Here is a 25,262-nt window from a genome sequence, read left to right on the forward strand (position 1 = left end):
GCCTTCCGAGGTGGGTGTTCGCGGGTTTCAGGACGAGGGAAGCGTGATCGAGGTGCGGACCTCACCGGCCGACGACGACCGATCGCGCGGTTCGTCGAGCAGAGCGGCCGCCACCTGGAGCACGGTGTCGTCGGTGAGTGCGGCCCCGAGGAGCATCGCGCTGTGGGGCCGACCGTCGGATGTCACGCCTTGGGGAACCGCGATCCCGGTGAGGTCGAGGAGATTTCCGAAATGTGTGTAGTGGCCGAGCATCGTGTTCGTCGCGATCGGTTGCGCCAGCACCTCGTCGACGGTGAACGTCCGTCCGATCGTCGGCACCACGAGAACATCGATCCCCTCCCACACCCGACCGACCTCGGACCTCAACTCCTGCAATCGCTGCAGCGCAGCGAAAGCGTCGACGGCCGTGTACTTCTCGCCGCTGCGGAGGATGTCGCGGACCACGGGGTGGATCTCGTCGGGCCTCTCGGCGAGGAAGCCCCCGAAGACGACCAGCCGTTCCGCGACCCACGGTCCCGAGTACAGGAGTTCCCCGGCGGCCAGGAACGGCGCCAAGGAGACGTCGACGATCTCGACGCCACTCGGTAACGCCAGATGTGCCAGTCGGTTTCGGAATGCGAGGTGTGCCTCGCGCATGGCGTCGTCGCCGAAGAACTCCAATTCCTCGACCGGCGGGAGGCCGACCGTGATCGTCGATCCGTCGAATCCGGGTCCGCGATCGCGGGACCACGGATCGGCGTCGTCGCGGCCCATCATCACGCTCATGACACGATCCATGTCGTCGACGGTCGCGGTCATCGCCGTGATGCAGTCGAGGGACTTGCAGGCCGGGACCAGCCCCACAGTGCTGATCAGACCGCGCGACGGTTTGTATCCGATGATGCCGTTGAGCGCGGCAGGAACCCGCCCCGATCCGGCGGTGTCGGTGGCCACGGCGAAGGGAACGTCGCCGCGTGCCACCGCGAGGGCTGAGCCGGAACTCGAACCGCCGGAGATCATCTCGTTGCCGTAGACCCCGCGCGGCATCGTGTACGGGGTCCGCGTGCCGTTCAGGCCGGTGGCGAACTGGTCCAGGTTGGTCTTGCCGATGAAGAGCGCGCCGGCGTCGAGCAGGCGCTGGACGACAGGCGCGGTCGTGTCGGGGACGTACGCGTAGCCGGGGCAGGAGAGAGTCGTCGGGACGCCGGCCACGTCGATGGAGTCCTTGACGCCGAACGGCACGCCGTAGAGCGGGAGGTCGCGTGCGTCGGGGCGACCCTCGAGTTCCGCTGCCGCGGCGAGCACCTCGTCGCGCGGCACGGTCGACAGCCAGGTCCCGTCGTCACCCCGCCCCTCGATGGCGTCGAGAACCATGCGTGCGGTCCGCGTCGGGGATCCGCTCCCGTGTAGGTGCGAGTCGAGGATCTCGGCAACCGTGGGACCGGTGGTGGGCCCGCCCAAAAGAGTCATACCGTCGATTGTCGACAGAATCATGGCGCCTGCGGAACGGCTGTGTGTCGATTGTGTTAGCTGGTCAGCGCGGCTGTTCGTCCCCGGCTGTGGCCGAAACCAGGTTCAGGTAGTGGAGGTGGCCGTGATCGTGGAGGGCCGCGATCGCCGCCGCGGCGTCGTTGCGTTCGAGTGCGTCGAGGATCGCCTGGTGCCGGTGAAACCCGTCGTCCGGGCCGTGGTGGTCGGCGGTCTCGGTTCGCAGGTTGACCGCCATCGGCAGCTGTAACTTCAGCAGGATCGGTTCGAGGGTGATGTCGAGCTGTCGATTCCCGGCCAGTCCGACGACGGCGGCATGGAATCGACGGTGCGCGTCATCGCGCGCGAGATCGTCTGTGGCACGGCGCATCGCATCGATCGCCGCACGAACAGGCGCGAGCTGAGATGCCGGATCGGTCAACGGCAGGGCGGCCTCGACGGCATACCGTTCGAGCACCTGGCGCAGCTCGAACAGCTGCAGGATGTCCCGGGGCGACCACTCCGCGACCCGGACCCCACGACGCGGCTGGTGTTCGACGAGCCCCTGCTGGGCGAGCAGCCGTAACGCCTCACGTACCGGCGCCCGACTGATCCCGAGGTCGGCACACAGCGTCTCTTCGACGATCTTCGCACCAGGCGCAAGAGCACCACTCAAAATGGCGTCCCGGATACGCCGGCCGGCCACGTCGACAAGACTCTCCGGCAGCTCACCGCCACCGTGAGACGCCTCCCCGACCGTCATCCGCGCACCCTCCCGTCCGCCGTGTCCGATTTTGCGCCAGTGTAGCGCCGTCGACTGTCGACCGTTTTCCATGACAGTTGGCTGCAGCCGCCGTAGCACGGTGCGGTAATCTCCTCCCGCGGGCCGGGTGCCCGTACGGGGAGTTAGCTCAGTTGGTTAGAGCCGTCGACTCATAATCGATTGGTCGCGGGTTCAAGTCCCGCACTCCCCACCATTCGGCGACGATCAGTCGTCGCCCGTGATCGCCTCCCGCAGCGCGGCCGTCACCGCCGCGGGGTTGTCGACGTTCATCAGGTGCCCGGCGTCCGGGATCACGCGGTAGGTCACGTCCGCCAGTCCGTCGACGATCATGCGGGCGGCCTTCTCCGGACACAGAGCGTCGCTCGACGCCGCGATGACATCGACATGCTGACGGATCTCGGAAAGCCGTGGGGTCAGCGGTTGCTCGCGCACCCGGGCCATCGCGCGTGCCGCGTTGGCATAGCCGGCACCGTCCCCGATCGCCTCGAGTCTCCTGGCCGCGATCTCGTCGACGCGATCATGGGCGGACACCAGCCCGGAGACGGTGTCGTCGCGCATCGCCGCCCGGAATTCGTCGCTCGAGGTGTCGGCGGCCTGACCGGCGCGCTGCGTGTAGAACTCGGCCGCGGCTCGCCCCACCACCGACGACGTACCGAGCACGATCGCCCGGCTCACCAGATCCGGCCGCTCGGCAGCCGCCCAGAGGACGATGGTCCCACCGGCGGAGAAGCCGACGACGATGGCCGGCCCGGTCACGGCCTCGAGGAACCCGACGAGATCTCGGCCGAGTTGCTCAAGGGTCCCCTCGGCCTCCCCGACCGTCGTCGCGCCGTGTCCGCGGAGGTCGACGGCGAAGGTGTGCTGGTCGGCGAGGTCGCGCTGCGTGTGCGCCCAACTCCGACCGTCTTCACCCAATCCGTGGACCAGAACGATTGGCGCCGAGGTTGATTCGTCGCTCCCCTGTTCTGAGTAGTTCACCGTGAGATCGCCGATCGACACCATCGTCATGGATCCAGGCTCTCACACGCGCGACACCCGGACCCGCTCACCTCTCGACCCGGCACCAGAACTCGGCTTCGCCCGGAATCCGCATCAGCCGCACCTCGCCGCCACCGGGACGATCGAAGAGCCGGACCCCGTCGCCCAGGAAGACCGGGACGTGGAAGACGAGGACCTCGTCGAGCAAGCCGGCGTCGATCATCTGACGCGCGACGTCGGCGCCGATGACCGTGACGTACCGATCTCCCGCCAGCCTCGTGGCCTCCTCGACGGCGCGGTGCAGGTCGGTGACGAAGGTGACACCCTCCACCGGGTCGGCGGGCGGATTGTGCGTGAGAACCACTGTCGGGCACTGGTATTCGCCCTCGAACGCACCTTCGCGGTCGGTGCCCTTGTTCGGGTCGTCGCCCCCGAAACTGCGATTCCCCACGAGCAGGGAGCCCGTCCCGTCCCGGAGCCGCCGGGCGGCGGAATTGTCCTCGTCCTCGCCGAAGAACCGCGTCAGCCAGGACATGTCTCCGCCGGGACCGGCGATGAACCCGTCGAGGGACGCGGTCGCCGAATAGATGGTGGTCGCCATGGTGTTCTCCGTTCAGACGTGGTCGATGTACAGACCGCCTGAACCGTTCCGACTCATCGCGCCCGGCGTAAGGCCTCTGCCGAGAGCGACTCAGCCGACGTCGACGGTCGGGTCGAGGGCCTGCTCCAGCAGGCTACGGCGATAGGCCTCCAGGGCCACCAGATCGCCGAAGACGGCGTTGTAACCGTCCGGGTCGTCGCTGGGTGCCATCCGACGCAGTCGTGACTTGATGTCGGCGATCTGCGAACCGACCCACACTTCCTGCAGTCGAGCGAGGACGCTCGTGATGTAGCGGGCGATGTTGTCCTCGTCGACGGGCATCGACTCGACGGCGAGCTCGGTGACCAGCGGGTCGATGACCGGGTCGTCGACGGCGTTGCGCACGGAGTCGACCCAGGCGGCCCCGCCCAGACCCGACGACGTGCCGCCGATGCTGATCATCGCCTGTCGCACAATGGCATACGCGGGCTCGTCGAAGCATTCGACGGGTAGCGAGTCGAAGACCGTCCCGGCGATCGCCGGGTACTGCAGCGCGGCCTTGAGGGCTTCACGCTGGGGCCACAGCCGCGGGTCGTTGGGCTGGGGGCGTGCGGACGTCGGTGCCGTCTCCGCTTCCGGCCGGTTGCGCGCGGGAGCACCGCGTCGACCGCCCCGCCCGGAATCCGTACCGCCCTTGGCCTTCCGGATCTTCGCGCCTTCTTCGCGCACCCGACCGAGGACCTGGCTCACTTCTTCCCAGCCGACCCAGCCGGCGAGCTGGCGGGCGTACTCGTCGCGCAGCGCGACGTCTTTGATGCGGGCGACCACCGGGACCGTGTCACGCAGGGCGTGCACGCGGCCCTCCGCGGTGTCGAGGTCGTGTTCGGTCAGCAGCGTCTTGATCGCGAACTCGAACATCGGCACCCGGCGGGCGATGAGGTCGCGCACCGCGGCGTCTCCCCTGGCCTGACGGAGCTCGCACGGGTCCATGCCCTCCGGTGCGATCGCCACGAACGTCTGACCCGAGATGGACTGTTCTCCCTCGAAAGCCTTGAGCGCGGCGGCCTTTCCTGCGGCGTCGCCGTCGAAGGTGTAGATGACCTCACCGCGGAAGTACGAGTCGTCCATCATCAGGCGCCGGATCAGCGCGAGGTGATCCTCCCCGAAGGCGGTGCCACACGAGGCGACGGCGGTGGTGACGCCGGCGAGATGCATGGCCATGACATCGGTGTAACCCTCGACCACGACCACCTGATGGCCCTTGGCGATGCTCTTCTTCGCGTGGTCGAGACCGAACAACACCTGAGACTTCTTGTACAGCATGGTCTCCGGTGTGTTCATGTACTTGCCGAGGTTATCGTCGTCGAACAACTTGCGGGCGCCGAAGCCGATGATGTCCCCGCCGAGATTGCGGATCGGCCAGAGCAATCGACGATGGAATCGGTCGATCGGTCCCTTGCGGCCCTGCTTGGAGAGACCGGCCGCCTCGAGTTCGCTGAACTCGAAACCCTGCGACAACAACGCCTTGGTCATCGTGTCCCAGCCGGCGGGCGCATAGCCGCACCCGAACTGGATGGCGGCCGCGGCGTCGAAATCCCGCTCGGACAAATAGTCCCGCGCCGCTTGCGCCTCGGGGGTCTGCAGGGCGGCCTGGTAGAACTTCGCGGCGGCGGCGTTGGCGGCGACGAGCCGGGCACGCGTACCACGGTCCCGCTTGATCGCGGTGCCGCCGCCCTCGTAGTTGATCTGGTAGCCGAGCCGGTCGGCGAGCTGCTCCACGGCCTCGACGAAACTGATGTGCTCCTGCTTCTGCAGGAAGCTGTAGACGTCGCCGCCCTCCCCGCAGCCGAAGCAATGGAAGTGGCCGTGGTTGGGACGAACGTGGAACGACGGCGACTTCTCGTCGTGGAACGGGCACAGACCCTTGAGGCTGTCGGCACCTGCTCGCCGCAGTGCGACGTAGTCGCCGACGATGTCCTCGATCCTCGTCTGCTCACGGATCGCCGTGATGTCACGATCGGGAATTCGGCCTGCCACGCGTCCAGTGTAGTGACCCCGGTCGATCGGTCCGGCCGGGCACTCGACACATGCCGTCCACGAGACGGATCCGACGTCTCGGCAGGTCCCCGGCCCGCAAACCGCCCCGGAGAAGGGCCCCGGAAATGCGCCCCCCGAGTTCCGCCCCGCGCCGAAACCGCCCCTCATATCCGCCCCTGGTTTCCGCCCCGGCCGGAAAACCACCCCTGATATCCGCCACCGAGTTCCGCCCCGGCCGGAAAACCACCCCTGGAAACAACCCGACAGCGCCGCGCCGCAACCCATATGTCGCCGCCGGGGCTGTGGAGGGCGTTTCCCAGGGGCGCTTTTCGACGCGGGGTGGATTGTAGGGGCGCTTTTCGGGGGCGGATCTCAGTGCCGGGCGGATACCAGGGGCGCTTTCCAGGGGCGCTTTTCGATGCCGGGCGGATTCCAGGGGCGGTTTCCAGGGGCGCTTTTCAGGCCCGGCCCAGCCCTGCCCACGGCCTCACCCCAGGTGCGCTTGAGCCCCGGAGTTCTGCTTGTCCGTGCGTTCCAGACGGCCCTCGGTCATCGACGCGATCTGATCGACGATGACCCGCATCCGGGCCGCGTCGTCGGCCGCTGCGTTCCACCGGGGCACGAAGATCGGGTCGAGTCCACCGGGAGCGGCTTCGACGAACCAGTTGGCGACGCGGTGAATCCGCTCGCGCTGCCGCTGCTGGGTCGCCTTGTGTCGTTCGTTGGAGAAGATGAACCGCAGCGCCATGGTCTTGAGCATCGGGACCTCGGCGGCGATGAGCGGGGGCACCTCGAGATCGGCGTCGTAACGTGACACCGGCCGGTCCCCCACCATCGCGCGCGTGCCGGTGATGGCGGCCGACGCGAATCGTCCGATGAGCTCACTGGTGAGACGTTTGAGGGCGACATACGAGTCGAGGGTGCCGTCGAAGACTCCGACCGCCCGCACGATGTCCATCTCGTGGAGTCGCCGAGCGGCGTCGACGAGTGCCTCCGGGTCCAGGCCGGGGAATTCCTTGGCGCCGATCTCGGCCATCTCCCGGCGGTCCTGCGGGTCGCCGAGGCTACGCAGGTCGATTCGGCCGCCTATGACGCCGTCCTCGAGATCGTGCACCGAATAGGCGACGTCGTCGGACCAGTCCATGATCTGGGCTTCGATGCACTTCCGGGTTCCGGGCGCGTTCCGGCGAACCCAGTCGAGCGTCGCGGCGTCGTCATCGTAGGCGCCGAACTTCCCGCCGGGGGTGCGTCGAGTCCACGGGTACTTCAACGTCGCGTCGAGCGAGGCACGCGTCAGGTTGAGGCCCGCGCTGTGGCCGTCGGCGTCGAGCAGCTTCGGTTCGAGCCGGGTGAGGATGCGCAGGTTCTGCGCGTTGCCCTCGAAGCCGCCGTGGTCGGCGGCCACCTCGTCGAGGGCGCGTTCGCCGTTGTGCCCGTAGGGCGGGTGCCCGATGTCGTGGGCGAGGCCCGCGAGTTCGACGAGGTCGGGTTCGGCGCCCAACCCGATGGCGATACCGCGGCCGATCTGCCCGACCTCGAGCGAATGGGTCAGGCGGGTACGCGGGGTGTCGCCCTCGCGGGGCCCGACGACCTGTGTCTTGTCGGCGAGGCGACGCAATGCGGCGGAATGCAGCACGCGAGCGCGGTCGCGGGCGAAGGCGCTGCGGTGATCCGTCCGGGTTCCCGGCAGGCTCGCGACCTTGGCACCCTCGGGGACAAAACGTTCGACGGCCTCGTCGCCGTAGGTGGCCATGTCCGGAAGGACATGACCCGCGGCGCCGGAACCGGATTGACTGCTAGTCAAGCACCCAGCCCCGGCCGACCGCGAAATCGGTGACCCGCTGACGGATGGCCACGATCTGGCGCGCGGTCAGGTCGTCGTCGGCGTCGAGGAGAAGCTCGGTCAGCTCCTCGGTGAACGCGCCGGCGTCGAGCGATCCACCGCCGCCACCACCGCGCGGACGCCGACCGTGATCGTCACGACGATGCCCGCGGTCACCACGATCGCCCCGGTCGCCACGTCCGTGGTGATCGTCGCGGCGATGCGCACGTGCACCCGCCGAATCGTCGGCCGGAGCCTCCTCGGTCACGGCGACGTTGATCGCCTTGGAACCGCGGTCGGTCTCCTCGACGTCGAAGGTCACCTTGGCACCCGGTTTCAGCGAGTCCTCGTCGATGTCGATGTCGTTGATGTGAAGGAACACATCGGCACCGCCCGATTCCGGTGCCAGAAACCCGAATCCCCGATTCGCGTCGTAATGGACGACTTTCCCGCTGACAGACACGACTCCACTCACTCTCTCGTCGCGCGCATGACGGGCCCCATGCCCTCCTCCGCGCGACAACTCGCCCTCAATTGTGACAGACAACCGCAGGTCAGGCGGAATCGTGCCCGTCCCCCACAGCGGGGGTACCAGGTGTGGCGGGCGGTGGTCAGGCGCCGAGCAGCTTGCCGCCGAGGTATTCGGCGACCTTGTCGAGGGCGACGCGCTCCTGGCTCATGGTGTCGCGCTCACGCACGGTCACGGCCTGATCGTCGAGTGTGTCGAAGTCGACGGTCACGCAGAACGGCGTACCGATCTCGTCCTGGCGGCGGTATCGCTTGCCGATGCCCTGCGCGTCGTCGAACTCGACGTTCCAGTGCTTGCGCAGTTCGGCGGCGAGGTCGCGTGCCTTCGGCGACAGTTTCTCGTTGCGCGACAACGGCAGCACCGCGACCTTGATCGGGGCGAGACGACGGTCGAGGCGCAGCACGGTACGGGTGTCGGTGCCGCCCTTGGCATTCGGCACCTCTTCCTCGGTGTACGCGTCGCACAGGAACGCCATCAGCGAACGGGTCAGGCCGGCTGCGGGCTCGATGACGTACGGGGTGTAGCGCTCGCCGGTGGCCTGGTCGAAGAACGACAGGTCCTCGCCGGAGTGCTTGCTGTGGGTGGTGAGGTCGTAGTCGGTGCGGTTGGCGACGCCCTCGAGCTCACCCCAGGGGTTGCCGGCGAACCCGAACTTGTACTCGACGTCGACGGTCCGCTTGGAGTAGTGCGACAGCTTCTCCTTGGGGTGGTCGTAGAGTCGCAGGTTCTCCGGATCGATGCCCAGATTGACGTACCAGTTGAAACGCTGGTCGATCCAGTACTGGTGCCACTCTTCGTCCTCGCCCGGCTTGACGAAGAACTCCATCTCCATCTGTTCGAACTCGCGGGTGCGGAAGATGAAGTTGCCCGGTGTGATCTCGTTGCGGAAGCTCTTGCCGATCTGCGCGATGCCGAACGGCGGCTTCTTGCGCGCGGTGGTCATCACGTTCTTGAAGTTCACGAAGATGCCCTGCGCGGTCTCCGGACGGAGGTAGTGCAGTCCCTCTTCGTCATCGACCGGGCCGAGGAAGGTCTTCATCAGCCCGCTGAACGCCTTGGGCTCGGTCCAGTTGCCGGGCTGGCCGGTCTCCGGGTCGTTGATGTCGGCGAGGCCGTTCTCCGGCGGGTGCCCGTGCTTGGCCTCGTAGGCCTCGATCAGGTGATCGGCGCGGTAGCGCTTGTGGGTGTGCAGCGACTCGACGAGCGGATCGGTGAACACCTCGACGTGGCCCGATGCCTCCCAGACCTGACGCGGCAGGATGACCGACGAGTCGAGACCGACGACGTCCTCACGGCTGATGACCATGTTCCGCCACCACTGCCGCTTGATGTTGTCCTTGAGCTCGACGCCGAGCGGGCCGTAATCCCAGGCCGACTTGGTGCCGCCGTAGATCTCACCGCACTGGTAGACCAGACCCCGGCGCTTGGCGAGGTTGACGACGGATTCCACTTTGGACTGGGCGGCCACGGTTAACTGCTCTCCACGGGTTGAGGTTCTCGGCTTCGAACTGTTCTGCGCATGCGCGTGCGACCGGGTGTGGTCGGGCGCGCACGGCAACCCCTACAGACTACCGAGCGGGCCCTCCGTTCGACCAAACCAGTCGCCCCGGCAGGCCGATCGCGGCCCGGCCGATGCCGCCCCCCCGGAACTGTCACAGTGGCAGGGTGATCAATCGAGCACGACTGCTGCCCGTCGTCGCCGCGACCGCGGCCGCGGTGGCCTTTCTCGCCGGTTGCGGCGGAGACCAACGCGAGGGTTCGGCACGCAGCGTGTCCTCGGCTCCGGTGTCGACGCCGGCCGTCGGCCCGCCGGTCGTCGAGGTCACTCCGGGTGGGCTCGCCGACGCGGTCACCCTCGACCGTGTCATGGGTCATGTCCGGGCGTTCCAGCAGATCGCGGACAACCACGGCGGAACCCGGGCGTCGGGCACACCCGGACATGCCGCGTCGGTGGATTACGTCGCCGGGCTCCTGCGTACCGCCGGGTTCGAGGTCACCACACCCGAGTTCGGCTACCAGCGATTCGACGCTGGGCCCGTCGAACTGACGGCCGACGGGGACAAGATCGATGCGCACGTTCTCGAGTACTCGGCAGGCACCGGCGGCAAGCCGGTGACCGGGGCGCCGGTGGAGGTCGGCGCACTCGGATGCGCGCCCGGCGACTATCCGCCGGCCGTGCGCGGCTCCGTCGCGGTGGTCACCCGAGGTCAGTGCACCTTCGCCGACAAGGCGCGCACCGCAGAAGCGGCCGGCGCGGTCGGGGTCGTGGTGGTGAACAACGAGCCGAAGCCGATGCTCGGCTCGACCCTCGGACCCGACGACCGGCCGGCGATCCCGGTGGTCGGGATCAGCTCCGACGACGGGCAGCGCGTGCGGTCGTCATCAGAGGTGAGCCTGTCGGTCGATGCCGAGACGACCCCCGTCACCACCCGCAATGTCGTCGCCGAGACGCGCACCGGGGCCACCGACGACGTCGTGATGGCGGGCGCCCACCTCGACAGCGTCGTCGAGGGACCCGGCATGAACGACAACGGGAGCGGCAGCGCGGCAGTTCTCGAGACCGCGTTGCGACTCGGGTCGTCGCCGCGCGTTCCCCACCGGGTGCGTTTCGCCTTCTGGGGTGGCGAGGAGGACGGGCTGGTCGGCTCCACGGAGTACGTTCGTGGACTCGACGCCGCCGAGCGACGCGCCGTCGCGCTCTACCTGAACTTCGACATGCTCGCCTCACCGAACGGCGGGTACTTCACGTACGACGGCGACGACTCCGAACACCAGGGTGCCGGCGCGGGGCCCGGCGGCTCCGACGGCATCGAACGCGTCTTCGCGAAGTTCTATGCCGATCGCGGAATCCCGTTGGGCCCGAACGACTTCGACGGTCGATCCGACTACGGCCCGTTCATCGCGGTCGGCATCCCGTCCGGTGGCGTGGCGACCGGCGCAGAGCAGAAGAAGAGCAAGGAACAGGCCGAGATGTGGGGCGGTACGGCCGGCGAGCCCTTCGACCCGAACTATCACAGCCCACGCGACACCGTCGACAACATCAACACCGAATTGCTGGCCGTCAACGCCGCCGCCGTCGCCCATGCGGTCGCCACCTACGCGCTCGCGACGAACGGTCCCGACGGCGTTCCGGCGGTCGGCGTGCGGCAGCGAGCCGAGGGCTGAGTCCGCCGTCGCTGTTTGAAAACGATTTCCGTTAGAATGGCGGCAGTGCTGTGACGCGAGCAGTCCGGGAGGAGTGACATGTCGACCGAACCGATCGAAGGGTCCGGGCAGTTCGGCGCGTCCGGGCCGGTCGCGGACTCCGACGCCGCCGCCCGTGAGGCCGCTGCCGATCTCCTGCGAGCCCTCGCCTCCCCCACCCGCGTCGCGATCGTCCTGTCCCTGCGCGAACGTGTCCAGTGCGTGCACGAACTCGTCGGCCACCTCGGCCTGAGCCAACCGCTCGTCAGCCAGCACCTCCGCGTACTCAAGGACGCCGGCGTCGTCCGCGGCCACCGCAACGGCCGCGAGATCACCTACGAACTGCTCGACGACCACGTCGCCCATATCGTCGTCGACGCACTGGTCCACGCGAACGAGACCAACCGCGGCCCGTCGGTGGTGAACGAGTGACCGGCGTCGAGGCCACCGGCCCGCAGCCGGTCACCGGAATCCGCTCCACACGTCAGCGCGCGGCCATCGCCGACGCGCTGGCCGGCACCGACGACTTCTGCTCGGCCCAGGAACTCCACGAGATCCTCAAGGGCCGGGGCGAATCCATCGGCCTGACCACCGTCTACCGCAACCTGCAAGCACTGAGCCAGGCCGGTCAGATCGATGTCCTGTGGGACGGTTCCGGCGAGACCCGCTATCGCCACTGCTCGTCCGGACACCACCATCACCTGGTGTGCCGCAACTGCGGCACCACCGTCGAGGTACAGGCCGATCCGGTCGAGAAGTGGGCGGCCACGATCGCCGCCGAGCACGGCTTCACCGACATCAACCACACGGTCGAGGTCTTCGGCCTCTGCGCCGATTGCCAAGGGTGTCAGGACAACTGACCCAGCGGTCGGCTCTCGAGTCGCGGTTGCCCTCGTGCCCGATCGCCGGGCGAGGACGCAACGAGATCGTGCGGAGCGACCAACCGCGCGACCAGCTACGTGGCCACCAGCCGCTCGGCGGCGTCGACACCGGCCGCCAACACGATGTGCAGGACCGTCAGCAACGGCAGGTCGTCGAGTCGACCGGCGGGAAATGTGTAGTACTGCAACACATCTGTGGTGACACCGGTCGGATCGGAACGACGCAGACTGCCGAAGCTCAGCTGCGCGCCGAAGGTCTCCACATCGTCACGCAGGGTCGGGGTGTTCGGCAGGTCCATGGCCACCATCTGGGTCACGGCGAGCACGTCGAGACCGTCCGCCAGGGTGAGCACGCGGAGCGACGCTCGAGTCGGGCCGACTTGCACCACAACGGATTCCGCATCAGGGCGATCGGTGGGGCCGAGCTCTGCCACGATGACGGCGGCACGCTCGAGCAGCGCGGCGGCTTCGGTCACGACGGCTTCACCCCACCGAAGCGCCGGTCACGGGAGGCGTACTCCAGGCAGGCATCCCACAGGTCCCGACGGTCGAAGTCGGGAAAGAGTTTCTCCTGGTAGACCATCTCCGCATACGCCGACTGCCACAGCAGGAAGTTCGAGATGCGCTGTTCACCCGAGGGACGCAGGAACAGATCGACGTCGGGCATGTCGGGCTCGTCGAGGTAGCGGGCGAAGGTCGACTCGGAGATGCGTTCGGGGTCGATCTCTCCGCGCGCAGCGCGCCGGGCGATCTCGCGGGCGGCGTCGGCGATCTCGGCGCGGCCACCGTAGTTGACGCACATCGTCAGCGTCATCACGGTGTTGTCCTTCGTGAGTTCCTCGGCGATCTCGAGTTCACGGATGACGCTGCGCCACAGGCGGGGTCGGCGGCCGGCCCAGCGGACGCGGACACCCATCTCGTGCATCTCGTCGCGCCGGCGACGGATGACGTCGCGGTTGAAGCCCATGAGGAAGCGGACTTCGTCGGGGCTGCGTGACCAGTTCTCGGTCGAGAAGGCGTACGCAGACAGCCAGCCGACGCCCAACTCGATGCAACCGCACACGGTGTCCATCAGGACGGCTTCGCCCCGCTTGTGCCCTTCGGTGCGGGGCAGTCCGCGGTCGGTGGCCCAGCGGCCGTTGCCGTCCATCACCAGAGCGACGTGCCTGGGCACGAATTGGGCGGGGATGGCCGGGGGTCGCGCTCCACTGGGATGGGGATCGGGGGGACGAACCTCCGTGCGTGGACTCGTCGGCTTGCGACCCTTCGACGAACTACCCGGCCGCAACGCCATCGTCGACTCTCCTCACCCCGTTGTCCCGCATACCGCCGACCGCACCTGGTTCGACACCCGTTTCCATCAGCCTATGAGGCGCGGTGCGTTCGATGAGCGGCAGGGTTCGCAGCTGACGTTCGAGATGCCACTGCAGATGCGCGGCGGTGAGGCCGCTGGCCTGGCGGCGCAGCGAGTTCGAGGACTCCTCCACGTGGTCCCACTGACCACGGAACAGTGCTTCCATGAGATCGAGAACGCCGGGCGACGGCGTGGCCGAGCCCGGCGGACGGCAATGCAGGCACACTGCCCCACCGGCGGCGACATGGAAGGCGCGGTGCGGGCCGGGGGTGGCGCAGCGCGCGCACTCCTCCAACGCGGGCATCCAACCGGCGCTGTACATGGCGCGCAGCAGGTACGCGTCGAGGATCAGTTCCCGCGGCCGGCGGTCGTCGGCCAGCGCCTCCAGCGCACCCACCGTCAGGCGGTGCAACTGGCGGGTGGGGGCGCGCTCCTCGCCGGCGAGCCGTTCTGCGGTCTCGAGGACCGCGCAGGCCGTCGTGTAGCGGCCGTAATCCGCGACGATCGCGTCGGCGAAGGCGTGCAGACTGTGCACCTGCGTCACGACGTCGAGGCTGCGGCCCGGATACAGATGTACGTCGATGTGTGCGAAGGGTTCGAGACGGGCACCGAACTTCGACCGTGTCCGACGCACCCCCTTGGCGACCGCGCGCACGAGCCCGTGCTCCGCGGTCAGCAGGGTGATGATGCGGTCGGCCTCGCCCAGCTTGTGCTGACGGAGCACGACGGCCTCATCCCGGTAGAACCTCACCCGCCGATTGTCCCACTGTGTACCGACACCACCGGGTACCGACACCGGCAAGGTCCTTTCGATACGCCCCTCCGCAAGCTCCGGGGCTACTCAAGGAGCAACAAGCACGCCCCTCCGCAAGCTCCGGGGCTACTCAAGGAGCAACAAGCACGCCCCTCCGCAAGCTCCGGGGCTACTCAAGGAGCAACAAGCATGCCCCTCCGCAAGCTCCGGGGCTACTCAAGGAGCAGCAGACCAGCCCTCACACGCCCCGGGACCACCCGAGAAAGGAGTGACGTCAGTCCAAGCCGATGTCGAAAGAGCTCAGGGGTCGCAGCAGCGACCGCTTCTTCTCGACGTGACCGCCCATCCGGTCGAGAATCGAGGTCAGCGCTTCGATGGCCTCGACGATGTAGGGGCCCTTGTTGAGCATGACCCCCTCCGCGCGTCGACTCATCGCGGCGTCGGTGACCTCCGCGCGCGTCGGCACACCCGTCTTCGCCAGACCGTCGAGCACCTGCGTCGCCCACACGACCGGGATGTGGGCGGCCTCGCACAGCCAGAGGATCTCCTCCTGGACCTCGGCGAGTCGCCCGAAACCGACCTCGACGGCGAGGTCTCCGCGCGCGATCATCACCCCGACCTCGTCCCACCGCATCGCCTCGAGCAGCATCTGCGGCAGCGATTCGAACGCGGCGCGGGTCTCGATCTTGAGGACGATCCCGACGTTCCGGGCGTCGAGGCGCTCGAGTTCGGCGATGAGGTCGGCGACATCCTCCGGCGACCGGACGAACGAGTAGTTGACCATGTCCGCGTGCGTCGCCACGAACTCGAGAGCCGCGCGGTCATCCGGTGTCAGCGCGGGAATGTGGAGGGTCGTGTCCGGGAGGTTGACACCCTTCTCCGCACGCAGTTTGGAACCCTTCGGGCCGGCACGTTCGACGTCGACGACGATCTCGTCGTCGAGCCTTTCACGCACCCGTCCGGCGATCTTCCCGTCGTCGAACAGCACTCGGTGTCCGGGCTCCACGTCGTCGAAGGCGTCACCGAGTTCACACCCGATCCGATGCGGCCCGACCCTGGTCGCGGGCATGGGCGACAGGTCGCGCCGGAGTCGGATCTCATCGCCGGTGCGGATCAGCAGATGCTGTGGCTTCTCCGGCAGTTCACCGATGACGAGCGTGCCGCCGCCGAACCGTTTGACCCTGATCGACGCGCCCGTCCGGTAGTAGACGGTGCGGTCGCATTCGGCGTCGATCCCGTCCTCGGAGACCCCGACGACGTCGAGGCGTCGACGCCTGCCCCGCGCATCGCGCAACACGAGTCGGTCACCGTCGGACAGGCTACCGAGGTCGTCCACCGGGATGACGGCATCGATGCCGTCGGGAAGGTCGTGGTCGGCATCGTGGGGGGTTGTACTCAACCGCACCCGTGACCGCCGTTCGACGGTCCCGTCGTCGGCGCGAACGGGTTTGACCTTCACAACCTTCGGTCCCGGCTCGAGCGGTCCGGTCCGGAGTTTGGGTCCGGCCAGGTCCATCGCCACGCGCACCCGTCCGGGGAGTGCACGCACCGACTCGATCATCCGCGCCCATTCCGCGGGTCCGTCGTGGGCGCAGTTCACCCGCGCCACATCCATGCCGGCCGCGCCCATGCGTCGCACCAGGTCCGGCTCGTCGGCGGCCTGCGTCGGCATCGTGACCATCACCCGACTCGTCCGCTCACCGTGCTCGTCGCCGGACCGATCGGCGGTGACGTCGTCGACCCCGCCGGGGTGCACACTCCCCAGCAGTCGGTCCCGGTTGGCGCTGAGAACCCGCACGCCGTCGGAGAGATCGCCCCAGATCGGTTGTCGCCGTCGGCCTTCGGCGAGGGCGTCAACGGTTTCGATGACCGTCTCGATCCAGGAGTAGACGATCGACTCCATCCTCCCGAGACTCGACAGCCCGTGAGCGGCCATCGACGCCTGCAGCGGTCGCAGGTCACGACGACGGACGGTGACGTAATGCACGAGATTGCGTGCACTCTGCCGATGCTGTACGGCGACCGCGGAAATCAGCGGACCGGCGTGCTTCTCCGCGCGGTCGAGCTCGTCTCGCAGGTCGTGCAGAGCGTCCGACATCTCCTCGATCGACATCTCCACCGGGAACCCCATGCCTCCACCCTGCCAGGTTTCCGCCTCGGGGGGCGCGGCGACAGCGGCCTGCTCATCCAGCGTTCACGATCTTGTCGAGTTTGGGCGGCAGCGTCATGCCCCCCGGGTAGCGGTGCCAACCCTTGCGGTCGTAGTACTTGGTGCCGAGCAGACCCAGCAGGACACCGATGCACAGACCGATCAGGCACTGGATGACCGACCGTGCGAGCCCCGCCGACAGGTCGGCGTCGAAGTACAGGACCGACCGCACCCCGAGGTAGATGACGTGCATCGGTTCGATCGCGGCGATCCACTCGAAGATCCGCGGACTGGCCTCCAGCGGCAGGGTCCCACCCGACGACGGCAGGCCGAAGACCACGAAGAACAGGAGGTTGAACAGCAGACCGGCGTTGCCGAAGACGGCCATCATCGCGCTCGCGCTCACGCCGACGGCGAAGATGCCGAGGATCGAGATCACCCACAGCACGAAGGCATTCGGCAGGGACGTGCCCACCCAAGCGCCCACCACGATGAACAGGGTCGAAAGGACCACCGCGACGAGGAACATGATCGTCCATTTGGCGGCGAGGGTCGCCCAGCGGCTGATCGCCAGACGTTCACGGAGTTGGTAGAACGGGCCGTACTCGATGGGCGTCTGGCCGAGCATGCCGTCGACGACGATGCTCACCATCATCGCGCCGGTGAAGCCGGCGAGCACCAGGAGCAGCGTGAGGTAGAACGCCGACAGTCCGTTTCCGGCACCCTGGGGCAGCGGCGTGGGCTCCGACACCGAGACCGCGACCGGATCGGCCAGGGCGAGCTGTGCGGCACCGGTGAACGTGACGTCGTTGCGGTCGAGCTGATCTCGGACCTGTGCGGTCAGCTGCGCGCCGACCTCGGCGTTGACCCGCTCGGTCAGTTGTTCGGCGAAGGTCGAGGTGATCGACGACGCGAAGGCGCCCGAGCCGCGGTTGATGAAGATGTCGATCGCCGGACGCGTGGGCTGCGCCGGAAGGACCGTCGAACGTCCCAGCGCGACTGCGCGATTGGTGAAGCTCGAGCCGATGACGACGACGCCGTACACCTTGCCGCTGTTCAGTTCGCCGAGCGCGGTCGAGCGGTCGGTGCGCCGGACGACGATGCCGCTGTCGGCGGCCGACGCGATGATCCCGTTCGCGACCTCGTTCCCGATGTTCTGCTCGGTGGCCTTTCCGTCCGCGCCGGTCACCTCACCGCCGGAGTCCTCGTTGACGAGGGCGACCGGGAAGTCGTGGAGGTGGCGCTGCGGGTCGACGACGGCCGACATGTAGAGCGCGGCCATGAGGGAGAACAGCACCGCCACGAGGACCAGTGGGGCGAGCCAGAACCGGGGTGACCCGAGTACGCCGGCGATCGTCCGGCCGGTTGGCTGTTCGACCTCGGGTGCCTCATGCGCTCCGCGACCGGTGTCGGCGTCGGAATCCGAGACCTTGTGCGACTCGTGCGTTCCCATCGACGTACCTCCCCCGCAGGCGCGTGCCCGCCGTCTGAACACCGTCGCGAGGACGGTGCCGGCATTCTCTCCTCTAGAAGCCCAGTCGGCGTAGCTGCTTGGGGTCGCGCTGCCAGTCCTTGGCGACCTTCACGTGCAGATCCAGGTAGACCTTGGTCCCCAGCAGCCGCTCGATCTGTGCGCGCGCCACTGTACCGACCTCTTTCAGACGCGCCCCCTTGCGCCCGATGATGATGCCCTTCTGGCTGTCCCGTTCGACGAAGAGCACGGCGTGGACGTCGACCATCGGCGGCTGGTCCGGGCGCCGGTCCTCGCGATCGATGACCTCCTCGATGACCACCGCGAGCGAGTGCGGCAGTTCGTCGTGGACGCCTTCGAGTGCGGCCTCCCGGATGAACTCGGCCATCAGCACCTGTTCGGGTTCGTCGGTGAGCTCACCGTCGGGATAGAACGCCGGGCCCTCTTCCATCAGGCTGACGAGAAGGTCGCCGAGGATGTCGACCTGCTTGCCCGACTTCGCCGACACCGGGACCACCTCGGACTCCGGGCCGAGAAGCTCGGAGAGCGCCATGAGCTGCTTGGCGACCTGTTCGGGGCCGACCCGGTCGATCTTGGTGACGATGCCGAGAAGCGTCGTGCGCGGGGCCATCTCGCGGACCTGGGAGATGATCCAGCGGTCGCCCGGGCCGATCGCCTCGTCGGCCGGGATGCACACACCGATCACGTCGACCTCGGAGTACGTGTCGCGCACCAGGTCGTTGAGCCGCTGCCCCAGCAGCGTGCGGGGCCGGTGCAGTCCCGGGGTGTCGACGAGGATCAGCTGGGCGTCGGGCCGGTTGACGATTCCGCGGATCGTGTGGCGGGTGGTCTGCGGCCGGTTGGAGGTGATCGCGATCTTCTCCCCCACCAGCGCGTTGGTGAGCGTCGACTTGCCGGTGTTGGGGCGGCCGACGAAACAGACGAAGCCGGAACGGAATTCAGGAGCGGAGCCGGACTCAGACATCGGCGCCGCCCAGTCGCTGCTGCGGCCGCCCGGCGGCATCGGTGACGTACGCGTAGGCCTGCGGACTCAGTTCGTGCAGGGTCGCGAGACCGGGATCGTCGGCGTCGCCGTTGACCAGGACGGCGGCCTCGAAGGAGCCGGCCCCGCTCGAGATCGCCGAGGCGACCGCGACCTGCAGACCGCTGAGTGTGAGGGTCTTGGTGCGGACTTCGGCACCCGCGTAGGTCCGACCGTCGCCGTCGCGAACGGCGGCTCCCGATCGCGCTTCGGCACGCGCGAGCGCGCCGCGAGCGAGCACCACGAGCTTCTGATCCTCGTCTGCGAGGGTCTCGGTCACTGATTCATCCTTGCTGTCGTCTGCTCGTGTGTACTGCGATGGGATTCGTCCTCGTGTTCACGCGCCGCGGTGCGGTCATGACGTCCGGAACGGCCGGAGTGCCCACGACCACCCGAGGATTCGTGCCGCTGCGGGTCCGGTCCGTCGGCGCCCTCCCCGGGTACCCGGGTGACGAGGACGGTGATGATGCGTTGGCGCCCCTTGCGATTGGGACCGCCCTCCGCGACGAGCTGCAGGCCGTGGGACTTGACCCGGGCGCCGGGCAGCGGGACGCGGCCGAGTTCGAGCGCGACGAGTCCACCCACCGTCTCGACCTCTTCCTCCTCGATCTCGACGTCGAACAGCTCGCCGAGATCCTCGACCGGAAGACGCGCCGACACCCGGTACGACCCGTCGCCGAGGTCCTCGACCGGTGCGAGTTCGTCGATGTCGTACTCGTCGGTGATCTCACCGACGATCTCCTCGAGGACGTCCTCGATCGTCACCAGGCCGGCGATGCCACCGTATTCGTCGACGAGGATCGCCATGTGGTTGCGCGTGAGCTGCATGTCGGCGAGGACCTTGTCGAGCGGTTTGGAGTCCGGGATGAACTCGGCGTCGCGCATGATCTCGGAGACGCGCAGCGTGGTGGGGTCGGTGCGTTTGGCGACCGTCCGCTCGACCATGTCCTTGAGGTACACGATCCCGAGCACGTCGTCGGTGTTCTCGCCGATGACCGGGATACGCGAATGTCCCGATCGGGTTGCGAGGTTGGTGGCCTGCAGGACGTTCTTGTCGGCCTCGATCCACACCATCTCCGGACGCGGCACCATGACCTCGCGCGCGCTGGTGTCGCCGAGGTCGAACACCGAGTGGATCATCCGGCGCTCGCCGGCCGCCACCACCCCGCGGGCCTCGGCGAGGTCGACGACCTCACGCAGCTCGATCTCGGTGGCGAATGGGCCGTTTCGGTAGCCGCGACCCGGGGTCAGCGCGTTACCGATGAGGATGAGCAGCCGCGTCACCGGCTTGAGCAGGATGCCCAGCGCGAACAACAGATACGACATCGACAGTGCGATGGTGTACGCGTGCTGCCGGCCCAGGGTGCGCGGCCCGACGCCCATGGCGACATAGGAGATGACCGTCATCGCGGTGATGGCGACGACGAGTCCCCAACCGACGCCGAGCCATTCGGCCGCGGACAGGGCGATGAGTGCGGCGGCCGCGGTCTCGCAGACCACGCGCAGCAGGACCACGAGTCCCACGTAGGTGGCACGGGCGTCGAGGATGATCGCGAGGCGTCGTGCACCGCTGCGGCCCTCCCGGACCATGTCGTCGACGCGGGCGTTCGAGACGGTGGACACGGCGGTGTCGACGGCGGCGAACAGTCCGCCGAGCCCGATCAGAACGACTGCGGCCACGATGAACCAATAGTCGGAGGACACGCTCAGTCCTCCTCGGACCGTCCGGTCGCCCCCGCGTCCCCGGTTCCCTGTTCGGTCCCGGTGAATCCGATGTTGGACAGCAACCGCGAATCACGATCGGTCTGCCGCTGTTCCTGCGCGCGCCGGTTCCGCTCGGCATAGAACGCGTCGAGGATCTCGTTCTGCAGCCCGAACATCTCGCGCTCTTCCTCGGGTTCGGCGTGGTCGTAACCGAGGAGATGGAGCACACCGTGGATGGTGAGCATCGCGAGCTCGTGTTCGAAGGACCTGCGCGCCTCGCGGGCCTGCTTCCGTGCGAACTCGGGGCACAGGACGATGTCGCCGAGGATGGCCGGTCCCAGATCGGTGGCGTCGGGTCGGCCGCCCGGGACGAGCTCGTCCATCGGGAAGCTCATCACGTCGGTGGGTCCGGGCAGGTCCATCCACTGCACGTGCATGTCGGCCATGGTGTCCTCGTCGACGCAGAGGACCGACAGGAGCGCGCCGGGGTTGACGTCCATCGCGTTCACGGCGAAACGTGCGGCGTCGATGATCAGCTCGGCCGGAACCTCGACCCCGGACTCGTTGGCCAGTTCGATGCTCATGAGCGACGTCCGTGGGAAGCCGCACGACGCGCCGCGCGGTTGCCGCCGATCGCGGCATCGATGCGTGCACCGGCTCGCTGGGATTCCTCCGCGCGCCCGTAGGCGTCGACGATGTCGGCGACCAGACGATGCCGGACGACGTCCTGGCTGGTGAGACGGGAGAAGTGGATGTCGTCGATGCCCTCGAGGATCGCGGTCGCCGCCATCAGACCGCTCTTCGCGCCGCCCGGCAGGTCCACCTGGGTGACATCGCCGGTGACGACGACCTTGGAGCCGAAGCCCAGGCGCGTCAGGAACATCTTCATCTGTTCGCTCGTCGTGTTCTGCGCCTCGTCGAGGATGATGAAGGCGTCGTTGAGGGTCCGCCCGCGCATGTAGGCCAGCGGCGCAACCTCGATGACCCCGGCGGCCATCAGCTTCGGGATCGCCTCGGGGTCCATCATGTCGTGCAGCGCGTCGTAGAGCGGCCGCAGGTACGGGTCGATCTTCTCGCTCAGCGTGCCCGGCAGGAAGCCGAGACGTTCGCCGGCCTCGACGGCGGGACGAGTGAGGATGATGCGGTTGACCGACTTCGACTGCAGCGCCTGCACGGCCTTGGCCATCGCGAGGTAGGTCTTGCCGGTACCGGCCGGCCCCAGACCGAAGACGATGGTGTGATTGTCGATCGCGTCGACGTAGTGCTTCTGGTTCAGCGTCTTGGGTCGGATCGTCTTGCCGCGGCGCGACAGGATGTCCAGCGACAGCACCTCGGCGGGCGACTCCTGGCTGCCGTCGGAGAGCATCGACACGCTGTGCCGGACGAGGTCCGGGGTCAGCGGGGTGCCACGTCCGACGAGGTCGGTGAGTTCGGCGATGACACGTTCGGAGGCGGCGACATCGGCGGGCTCGCCGGTCAGCGTCACCTGGTTGCCACGCACGTGGATGTCGGCGGGCAGCAGCTGCTCGAGCGTCCGAAGGTTGACGTCACTGGCGCCGAGCAGCCCGAACACCACTCCGGGAGAGACTTCGACGGTGGATGTGACCCCAGACCGGCGCGGCTGCGTACGGCTGGATTGCCCGCTCGGGTCGGGGTTGTCGTCACTCACGTATGAAATCACTCCTGGTGGTCTGCGGTTGTGGGCTGCGCGTCCGTCACCTCACAGTGAGAATTCACTGAAGGAAACACACAGCTGTGTGAACAGTGTATCGCTATGCAACGGCCGGTCAGCAGGCAATATTTCTCAGCACGGCCACGTCACCGCCGGACCGCGTGCTTCAGATCCCCAGGACCCGGATCGTCTGCCGGGCGCACCCGCTGCGCGGGTCGACGAAGGCCTCGTGACCTTCACCCGGTACGACGATCAGTTCGGCCGACTGTCCGCGGGAGATCGCGTCGTCGACGTAGCGACGGCTCACCACGTCGGGTACCAGGTCGTCCTCGTCGCCGGTGATCGCGACCACGTGCGCGTCGAAGACCGGCGCGAGCATGGGCGAGGCCTCCTCGTAGCGGCGCGGCGACGCGCTGTACGGCCGCCCCATGAGGGCCCGTAGGGATTGTTTGTCCGCCGCGGAGACCGTGTCGAGGACCGCTGCCTGGGCGACGACGGTGGTGATGGTGGTCGAGGCGGTCCGCGCCCCCAGCTTGCCGACGGCCCACACCGCGAGCTGGCCGCCGGCCGAGTGCCCGACCACGCCCACGGTGGAGAAGTCGACTGCGGCGAGGTCGACCTCCTGCTCCTGCAGCGCCTCGCGCACCGGGCCGTCGAGGGCACGGATCGCGTCGACCACGTCGCGGCCGGTGTTCGGCCAGCCGCCGCCGGGCTCCCCGACGCGGCGATATTCGATGTTCCACACGACCGCACCGCGCTCGGCCATCGTGCGGGCGACCGCGGTCTGGATCGTGGAGCCGTACTCCACCGACCACGAACCGCCGTGGACGAGCACGACCACACGGGCCGGGGTCGCGGGGTCGAGAACGTCACGCGGCACGTAGAGGTGGCCGAATTGTGAAGGCTCGGTGCCGTATTCGATCTTGGTGCGGCGTACGGCGCAGCGTCGGACGGCACTCACCGCGACCACCGTCGGGTCAGTACACCGATCGCACCCAGCGCGACCGCGGCCGCCGTGGAGGTCCGCAGGACCTCCGGGCCGAGCACCACCGAATGCGCTCCGAGCGCGGTGAGGTCAGCAACCTCGGTGTCGTCGAGTCCGCCTTCGGGACCCACGACGAGCACGATCTCGCTCGCATCGGCGAGCGGCAGCTCGGCAAGGGGCCGGGCGGCCTCCTCGTGCAGCACGGCGACGACACCACCGCCGGCGACCGCGTCGGCACACCGCGCGCGGACGTCGATGGTCGAGGCGAGCTCGGCGACCTCGGGGATCCACGGCCGCCGGCTCTGCTTCGCGGCGGTCGACGCGGCGGCTCGCCACTTGGCAACGCCCTTGTCCGCCTTGCCCGTCCATCGGGCGACACAGCGCATGGACTGCCACGGCACGATGACGTCGACGCCCGCTTCGGTCGCGAGGTCGACGGCGAGTTCGGACCGTTCGGACTTCGGCAACGCCTGGACGACGGTCACCTGCGGGGTGGGGCGCGCCTGGAACGAGAACTCACGCACCGAGGCGACGAGGGTGTCCTTCCCGGTGATCTCCCGGATCTCGCACCCGGCGACCGAACCGGCGCCGTCCCCGACGAGGATGCGCTCCCCCGCTCCGAGCCGCGCGACCGTCACCGCGTGCCGGCCCTCTGGTCCGCTGAGAACGAGGTCGGCTCCCGGGGCAGGGACGGAGTCCGCCCAGAAAAGCGGTGGGCTCACTTGCCCGCGAACGCGTTGCGCAGTCGTGAGAAGAGGCCGCCCGGAGCGGACGCGGCCGAGGTGTTGACCACCTCGATCTCGTCCTGCGCCACCGTCTTGAACTTCTTGAGGGCGTCGGTCTGGGCACCGTCGAGCTTGGTCGGGACGACCACGTCGAGGTGGACGTGCAGGTTGCCGCGGACACCCGAACTGACGTGCGGCATGCCCTGGCCGCGCAGCTTGACGACCTGACCGGGTTGCGTCCCCGGTGCGATCGTGACGGTGACCGGGTCGCCGAGGATGGTCTCGACGTCGAACTCGGCGCCGAGCGCGGCGTCGACCATCGGCACCTTCACCGTGCAGTGCAGGTCGTCCTTGTCACGCAGGAAGACCTCGTGCGGGCGTTCGGTGACCTCGACGTAGAGATCGCCGGCGGGCCCGCCTCCGGGACCGACCTCGCCCTGACCGCTGAGCCGGACCCGCATGCCGCTCTCGATACCGGCCGGGATGCGGACGGTCATGGTGCGGCGCGAGCGCACTCGGCCGTCGCCGCCGCACTTGTGACAGGGGTCGGGGATGACCTCGCCGACGCCGTGACAGGTGGGGCACTCGCGCACGGTCATGACCTGACCGAGGAACGACCGCTGCACCGACTGGATCTCGCCGGCCCCGTTGCAGGTGTCGCAGGCAACCGGCTTGCTGTCGCCGTTGGTTCCCGACCCGGTGCACGCGTCGCACAGGATCGCGGTGTCGACGGTGATCTCCTTGTTGACGCCCTTGGCACACTCGGCGAGATCGAGTTTGACGTTGACCAGCGCGGGCTCACCCGGCTGGACGCGCGAGCGGGGACCGCGCCCCGAGCCGAATCCGCCGCCGCCACCGAAGGCGCCGCCGTTGCCGAAGAACGCCTCGAAGACGTCGCCGAAGCCGCCGCCTCCCCCGCCGAAACCGCCGAAACCGCCGGCGCCCGCACCCGCCAGGGGGTCGCCTCCGGCGTCGACGATGCGACGCTTCTCCGGATCTGTCAGCACCTCGTAGGCGGTGCTGACTTCCTTGAACTCGTCTTCCTTGCCCGGGTTGACGTCGGGATGAAGTTCGCGGGCCTTCTTGCGGTAGGCGCGCTTGAGCTCCTGGTCACTGGCACCCTTCGCCACACCCAGGATTGCGTAATAGTCACGTGCCACGGTTGT

General features: G+C 68.2%; 24 protein-coding genes and 1 tRNA gene. 4 read left to right on the forward strand and 21 right to left on the reverse strand.

Going from position 1 to position 25,262, the window contains the following annotated elements; all coding sequences use genetic code 11:
• Nucleotides 1-27 precede the first annotated feature (27 nt).
• Together NWF34_RS06075 and NWF34_RS06080 are read right to left on the reverse strand one after the other, a co-directional pair.
• A complete protein-coding gene (locus NWF34_RS06075) occupies nt 28-1,449 on the reverse strand; it encodes an allophanate hydrolase (protein ID WP_258324403.1) in 1,422 nt (473 codons plus the stop codon).
• 64 nt (nt 1,450-1,513) lie between these two features.
• Nucleotides 1,514-2,209, reverse strand: coding sequence for a GntR family transcriptional regulator (locus tag NWF34_RS06080; protein ID WP_024500456.1), 696 nt, complete (start codon nt 2,207-2,209; stop codon nt 1,514-1,516).
• A gap of 137 nt (nt 2,210-2,346) precedes the next feature.
• Here NWF34_RS06080 and NWF34_RS06085 point away from each other — a divergent pair.
• Nucleotides 2,347-2,423: transfer RNA gene (locus NWF34_RS06085), tRNA-Ile, on the forward strand.
• An 11-nt stretch (nt 2,424-2,434) separates the two neighbouring features.
• Here NWF34_RS06085 and NWF34_RS06090 read toward each other — a convergent pair.
• From NWF34_RS06090 to NWF34_RS06115, 6 genes are all read right to left on the reverse strand, one after another.
• Nucleotides 2,435-3,238 (reverse strand): alpha/beta fold hydrolase, encoded by an 804-nt coding sequence (locus NWF34_RS06090; RefSeq protein WP_024500457.1) that lies wholly within the window; start codon nt 3,236-3,238, stop codon nt 2,435-2,437.
• Nucleotides 3,239-3,275: 37 nt separating this feature from the next.
• Nucleotides 3,276-3,809, reverse strand: a complete 534-nt coding sequence (locus NWF34_RS06095) for a dihydrofolate reductase family protein (protein ID WP_024500458.1) — start codon at nt 3,807-3,809, stop codon at nt 3,276-3,278.
• 90 nt (nt 3,810-3,899) lie between these two features.
• A complete protein-coding gene (gene dnaG, locus NWF34_RS06100) occupies nt 3,900-5,825 on the reverse strand; it encodes a DNA primase (RefSeq protein WP_024500459.1) in 1,926 nt (641 codons plus the stop codon).
• 487 nt (nt 5,826-6,312) lie between these two features.
• Nucleotides 6,313-7,578 carry a deoxyguanosinetriphosphate triphosphohydrolase gene (locus NWF34_RS06105; RefSeq protein ID WP_051349693.1) on the reverse strand — a complete coding sequence of 422 codons (1,266 nt, stop codon included), beginning with the start codon at nt 7,576-7,578 and terminating at the stop codon, nt 6,313-6,315.
• A gap of 43 nt (nt 7,579-7,621) precedes the next feature.
• Nucleotides 7,622-8,110 (reverse strand): cold-shock protein, encoded by a 489-nt coding sequence (locus NWF34_RS06110; protein WP_024500461.1) that lies wholly within the window; start codon nt 8,108-8,110, stop codon nt 7,622-7,624.
• 148 nt (nt 8,111-8,258) lie between these two features.
• The gene (locus NWF34_RS06115) at nt 8,259-9,644 is read right to left on the reverse strand and encodes a glycine--tRNA ligase (protein ID WP_006434883.1); all 1,386 of its coding nucleotides are present in this window, start codon (nt 9,642-9,644) and stop codon (nt 8,259-8,261) included.
• Between the two features lie 164 nt (nt 9,645-9,808).
• Between NWF34_RS06115 and NWF34_RS06120 the strand changes: the two genes are divergently transcribed.
• The 3 genes from NWF34_RS06120 to NWF34_RS06130 all read left to right on the forward strand — a co-directional run bounded on the left by NWF34_RS06120 (nt 9,809) and on the right by NWF34_RS06130 (nt 12,219).
• On the forward strand, nt 9,809-11,341 hold the full coding sequence (locus NWF34_RS06120) for a M28 family peptidase (RefSeq protein ID WP_258324405.1): 1,533 nt from the start codon (nt 9,809-9,811) through the stop codon (nt 11,339-11,341).
• A gap of 78 nt (nt 11,342-11,419) precedes the next feature.
• Nucleotides 11,420-11,791 (forward strand): helix-turn-helix transcriptional regulator, encoded by a 372-nt coding sequence (locus tag NWF34_RS06125; RefSeq protein ID WP_024500463.1) that lies wholly within the window; start codon nt 11,420-11,422, stop codon nt 11,789-11,791.
• Nucleotides 11,788-12,219 carry a Fur family transcriptional regulator gene (locus NWF34_RS06130; protein ID WP_006434880.1) on the forward strand — a complete coding sequence of 144 codons (432 nt, stop codon included), beginning with the start codon at nt 11,788-11,790 and terminating at the stop codon, nt 12,217-12,219. The genes NWF34_RS06125 and NWF34_RS06130 overlap by 4 nt, the downstream gene beginning before the upstream one ends.
• A 95-nt stretch (nt 12,220-12,314) precedes the next feature.
• Here NWF34_RS06130 and NWF34_RS06135 read toward each other — a convergent pair whose 3' ends face one another.
• The 13 genes from NWF34_RS06135 to dnaJ form a co-directional block, all read right to left on the reverse strand.
• Nucleotides 12,315-12,716, reverse strand: coding sequence for a hypothetical protein (locus NWF34_RS06135; RefSeq protein ID WP_024500464.1), 402 nt, complete (start codon nt 12,714-12,716; stop codon nt 12,315-12,317).
• A complete protein-coding gene (locus tag NWF34_RS06140) occupies nt 12,713-13,534 on the reverse strand; it encodes an isoprenyl transferase (RefSeq protein WP_006434878.1) in 822 nt (273 codons plus the stop codon). Before NWF34_RS06140 ends, NWF34_RS06135 begins: the two co-directional genes overlap by 4 nt.
• Nucleotides 13,515-14,345: a DNA repair protein RecO gene (recO, locus tag NWF34_RS06145; RefSeq protein ID WP_006434877.1), complete on the reverse strand. Its 831-nt coding sequence runs from the start codon at nt 14,343-14,345 to the stop codon at nt 13,515-13,517. The genes NWF34_RS06140 and recO overlap by 20 nt, the downstream gene beginning before the upstream one ends.
• A gap of 277 nt (nt 14,346-14,622) precedes the next feature.
• Nucleotides 14,623-16,479 (reverse strand): pyruvate kinase, encoded by a 1,857-nt coding sequence (locus NWF34_RS06150; RefSeq protein WP_024500465.1) that lies wholly within the window; start codon nt 16,477-16,479, stop codon nt 14,623-14,625.
• Between the two features lie 52 nt (nt 16,480-16,531).
• The gene (locus NWF34_RS06155; RefSeq protein WP_024500466.1) at nt 16,532-17,950 is read right to left on the reverse strand and encodes a YhgE/Pip domain-containing protein; all 1,419 of its coding nucleotides are present in this window, start codon (nt 17,948-17,950) and stop codon (nt 16,532-16,534) included.
• A 73-nt stretch (nt 17,951-18,023) separates the two neighbouring features.
• Nucleotides 18,024-18,953 carry a GTPase Era gene (era, locus tag NWF34_RS06160; protein ID WP_024500467.1) on the reverse strand — a complete coding sequence of 310 codons (930 nt, stop codon included), beginning with the start codon at nt 18,951-18,953 and terminating at the stop codon, nt 18,024-18,026.
• Nucleotides 18,946-19,290: a hypothetical protein gene (locus NWF34_RS06165; protein ID WP_006434872.1), complete on the reverse strand. Its 345-nt coding sequence runs from the start codon at nt 19,288-19,290 to the stop codon at nt 18,946-18,948. Before NWF34_RS06165 ends, era begins: the two co-directional genes overlap by 8 nt.
• A complete protein-coding gene (locus tag NWF34_RS06170; RefSeq protein WP_024500468.1) occupies nt 19,287-20,714 on the reverse strand; it encodes a hemolysin family protein in 1,428 nt (475 codons plus the stop codon). The genes NWF34_RS06165 and NWF34_RS06170 overlap by 4 nt, the downstream gene beginning before the upstream one ends.
• Nucleotides 20,715-20,716: 2 nt before the next feature.
• Nucleotides 20,717-21,298, reverse strand: coding sequence for an rRNA maturation RNase YbeY (gene ybeY, locus NWF34_RS06175; protein WP_006434870.1), 582 nt, complete (start codon nt 21,296-21,298; stop codon nt 20,717-20,719).
• The gene (locus NWF34_RS06180; RefSeq protein ID WP_024500469.1) at nt 21,295-22,383 is read right to left on the reverse strand and encodes a PhoH family protein; all 1,089 of its coding nucleotides are present in this window, start codon (nt 22,381-22,383) and stop codon (nt 21,295-21,297) included. Before NWF34_RS06180 ends, ybeY begins: the two co-directional genes overlap by 4 nt.
• Before the next feature lie 169 nt (nt 22,384-22,552).
• Entirely contained in the window at nt 22,553-23,347 is a 795-nt protein-coding gene (locus NWF34_RS06185) for a S9 family peptidase (RefSeq protein ID WP_024500470.1), read from the reverse strand.
• A complete protein-coding gene (locus tag NWF34_RS06190) occupies nt 23,344-24,093 on the reverse strand; it encodes a 16S rRNA (uracil(1498)-N(3))-methyltransferase (protein ID WP_024500471.1) in 750 nt (249 codons plus the stop codon). The genes NWF34_RS06185 and NWF34_RS06190 overlap by 4 nt, the downstream gene beginning before the upstream one ends.
• Nucleotides 24,090-25,256 (reverse strand): molecular chaperone DnaJ, encoded by a 1,167-nt coding sequence (dnaJ, locus tag NWF34_RS06195; RefSeq protein WP_024500472.1) that lies wholly within the window; start codon nt 25,254-25,256, stop codon nt 24,090-24,092. The genes NWF34_RS06190 and dnaJ overlap by 4 nt, the downstream gene beginning before the upstream one ends.
• Nucleotides 25,257-25,262: the final 6 nt, after the last annotated feature.

Source organism: Gordonia sp. GONU (assembly GCF_024733855.1).
GTDB lineage: Bacteria > Actinomycetota > Actinomycetes > Mycobacteriales > Mycobacteriaceae > Gordonia > Gordonia amicalis.

Excerpts from the sequence above, each read along its gene's own strand:
- NWF34_RS06125 (WP_024500463.1), top strand. The coding sequence starts at position 11,420 with ATGTCGACCGAACCGATCGAAGGGTCCGGGCAGTTCGGCGCGTCCGGG.
- NWF34_RS06075 (WP_258324403.1), bottom strand. The coding sequence starts at position 1,449 with ATGACTCTTTTGGGCGGGCCCACCACCGGTCCCACGGTTGCCGAGATC.
- NWF34_RS06150 (WP_024500465.1), bottom strand. The coding sequence starts at position 16,479 with ATGGGGTTCCCGGTGGAGATGTCGATCGAGGAGATGTCGGACGCTCTG.
- era (WP_024500467.1), bottom strand. The coding sequence starts at position 18,953 with ATGTCTGAGTCCGGCTCCGCTCCTGAATTCCGTTCCGGCTTCGTCTGT.
- ybeY (WP_006434870.1), bottom strand. The coding sequence starts at position 21,298 with ATGAGCATCGAACTGGCCAACGAGTCCGGGGTCGAGGTTCCGGCCGAG.
- NWF34_RS06080 (WP_024500456.1), bottom strand. The coding sequence starts at position 2,209 with ATGACGGTCGGGGAGGCGTCTCACGGTGGCGGTGAGCTGCCGGAGAGT.
- NWF34_RS06090 (WP_024500457.1), bottom strand. The coding sequence starts at position 3,238 with ATGACGATGGTGTCGATCGGCGATCTCACGGTGAACTACTCAGAACAG.
- NWF34_RS06155 (WP_024500466.1), bottom strand. The coding sequence starts at position 17,950 with ATGGGAACGCACGAGTCGCACAAGGTCTCGGATTCCGACGCCGACACC.
- NWF34_RS06140 (WP_006434878.1), bottom strand. The coding sequence starts at position 13,534 with ATGGCGTTGCGGCCGGGTAGTTCGTCGAAGGGTCGCAAGCCGACGAGT.
- NWF34_RS06105 (WP_051349693.1), bottom strand. The coding sequence starts at position 7,578 with ATGGCCACCTACGGCGACGAGGCCGTCGAACGTTTTGTCCCCGAGGGT.
- NWF34_RS06120 (WP_258324405.1), top strand. The coding sequence starts at position 9,809 with ATGCCGCCCCCCCGGAACTGTCACAGTGGCAGGGTGATCAATCGAGCA.
- NWF34_RS06095 (WP_024500458.1), bottom strand. The coding sequence starts at position 3,809 with ATGGCGACCACCATCTATTCGGCGACCGCGTCCCTCGACGGGTTCATC.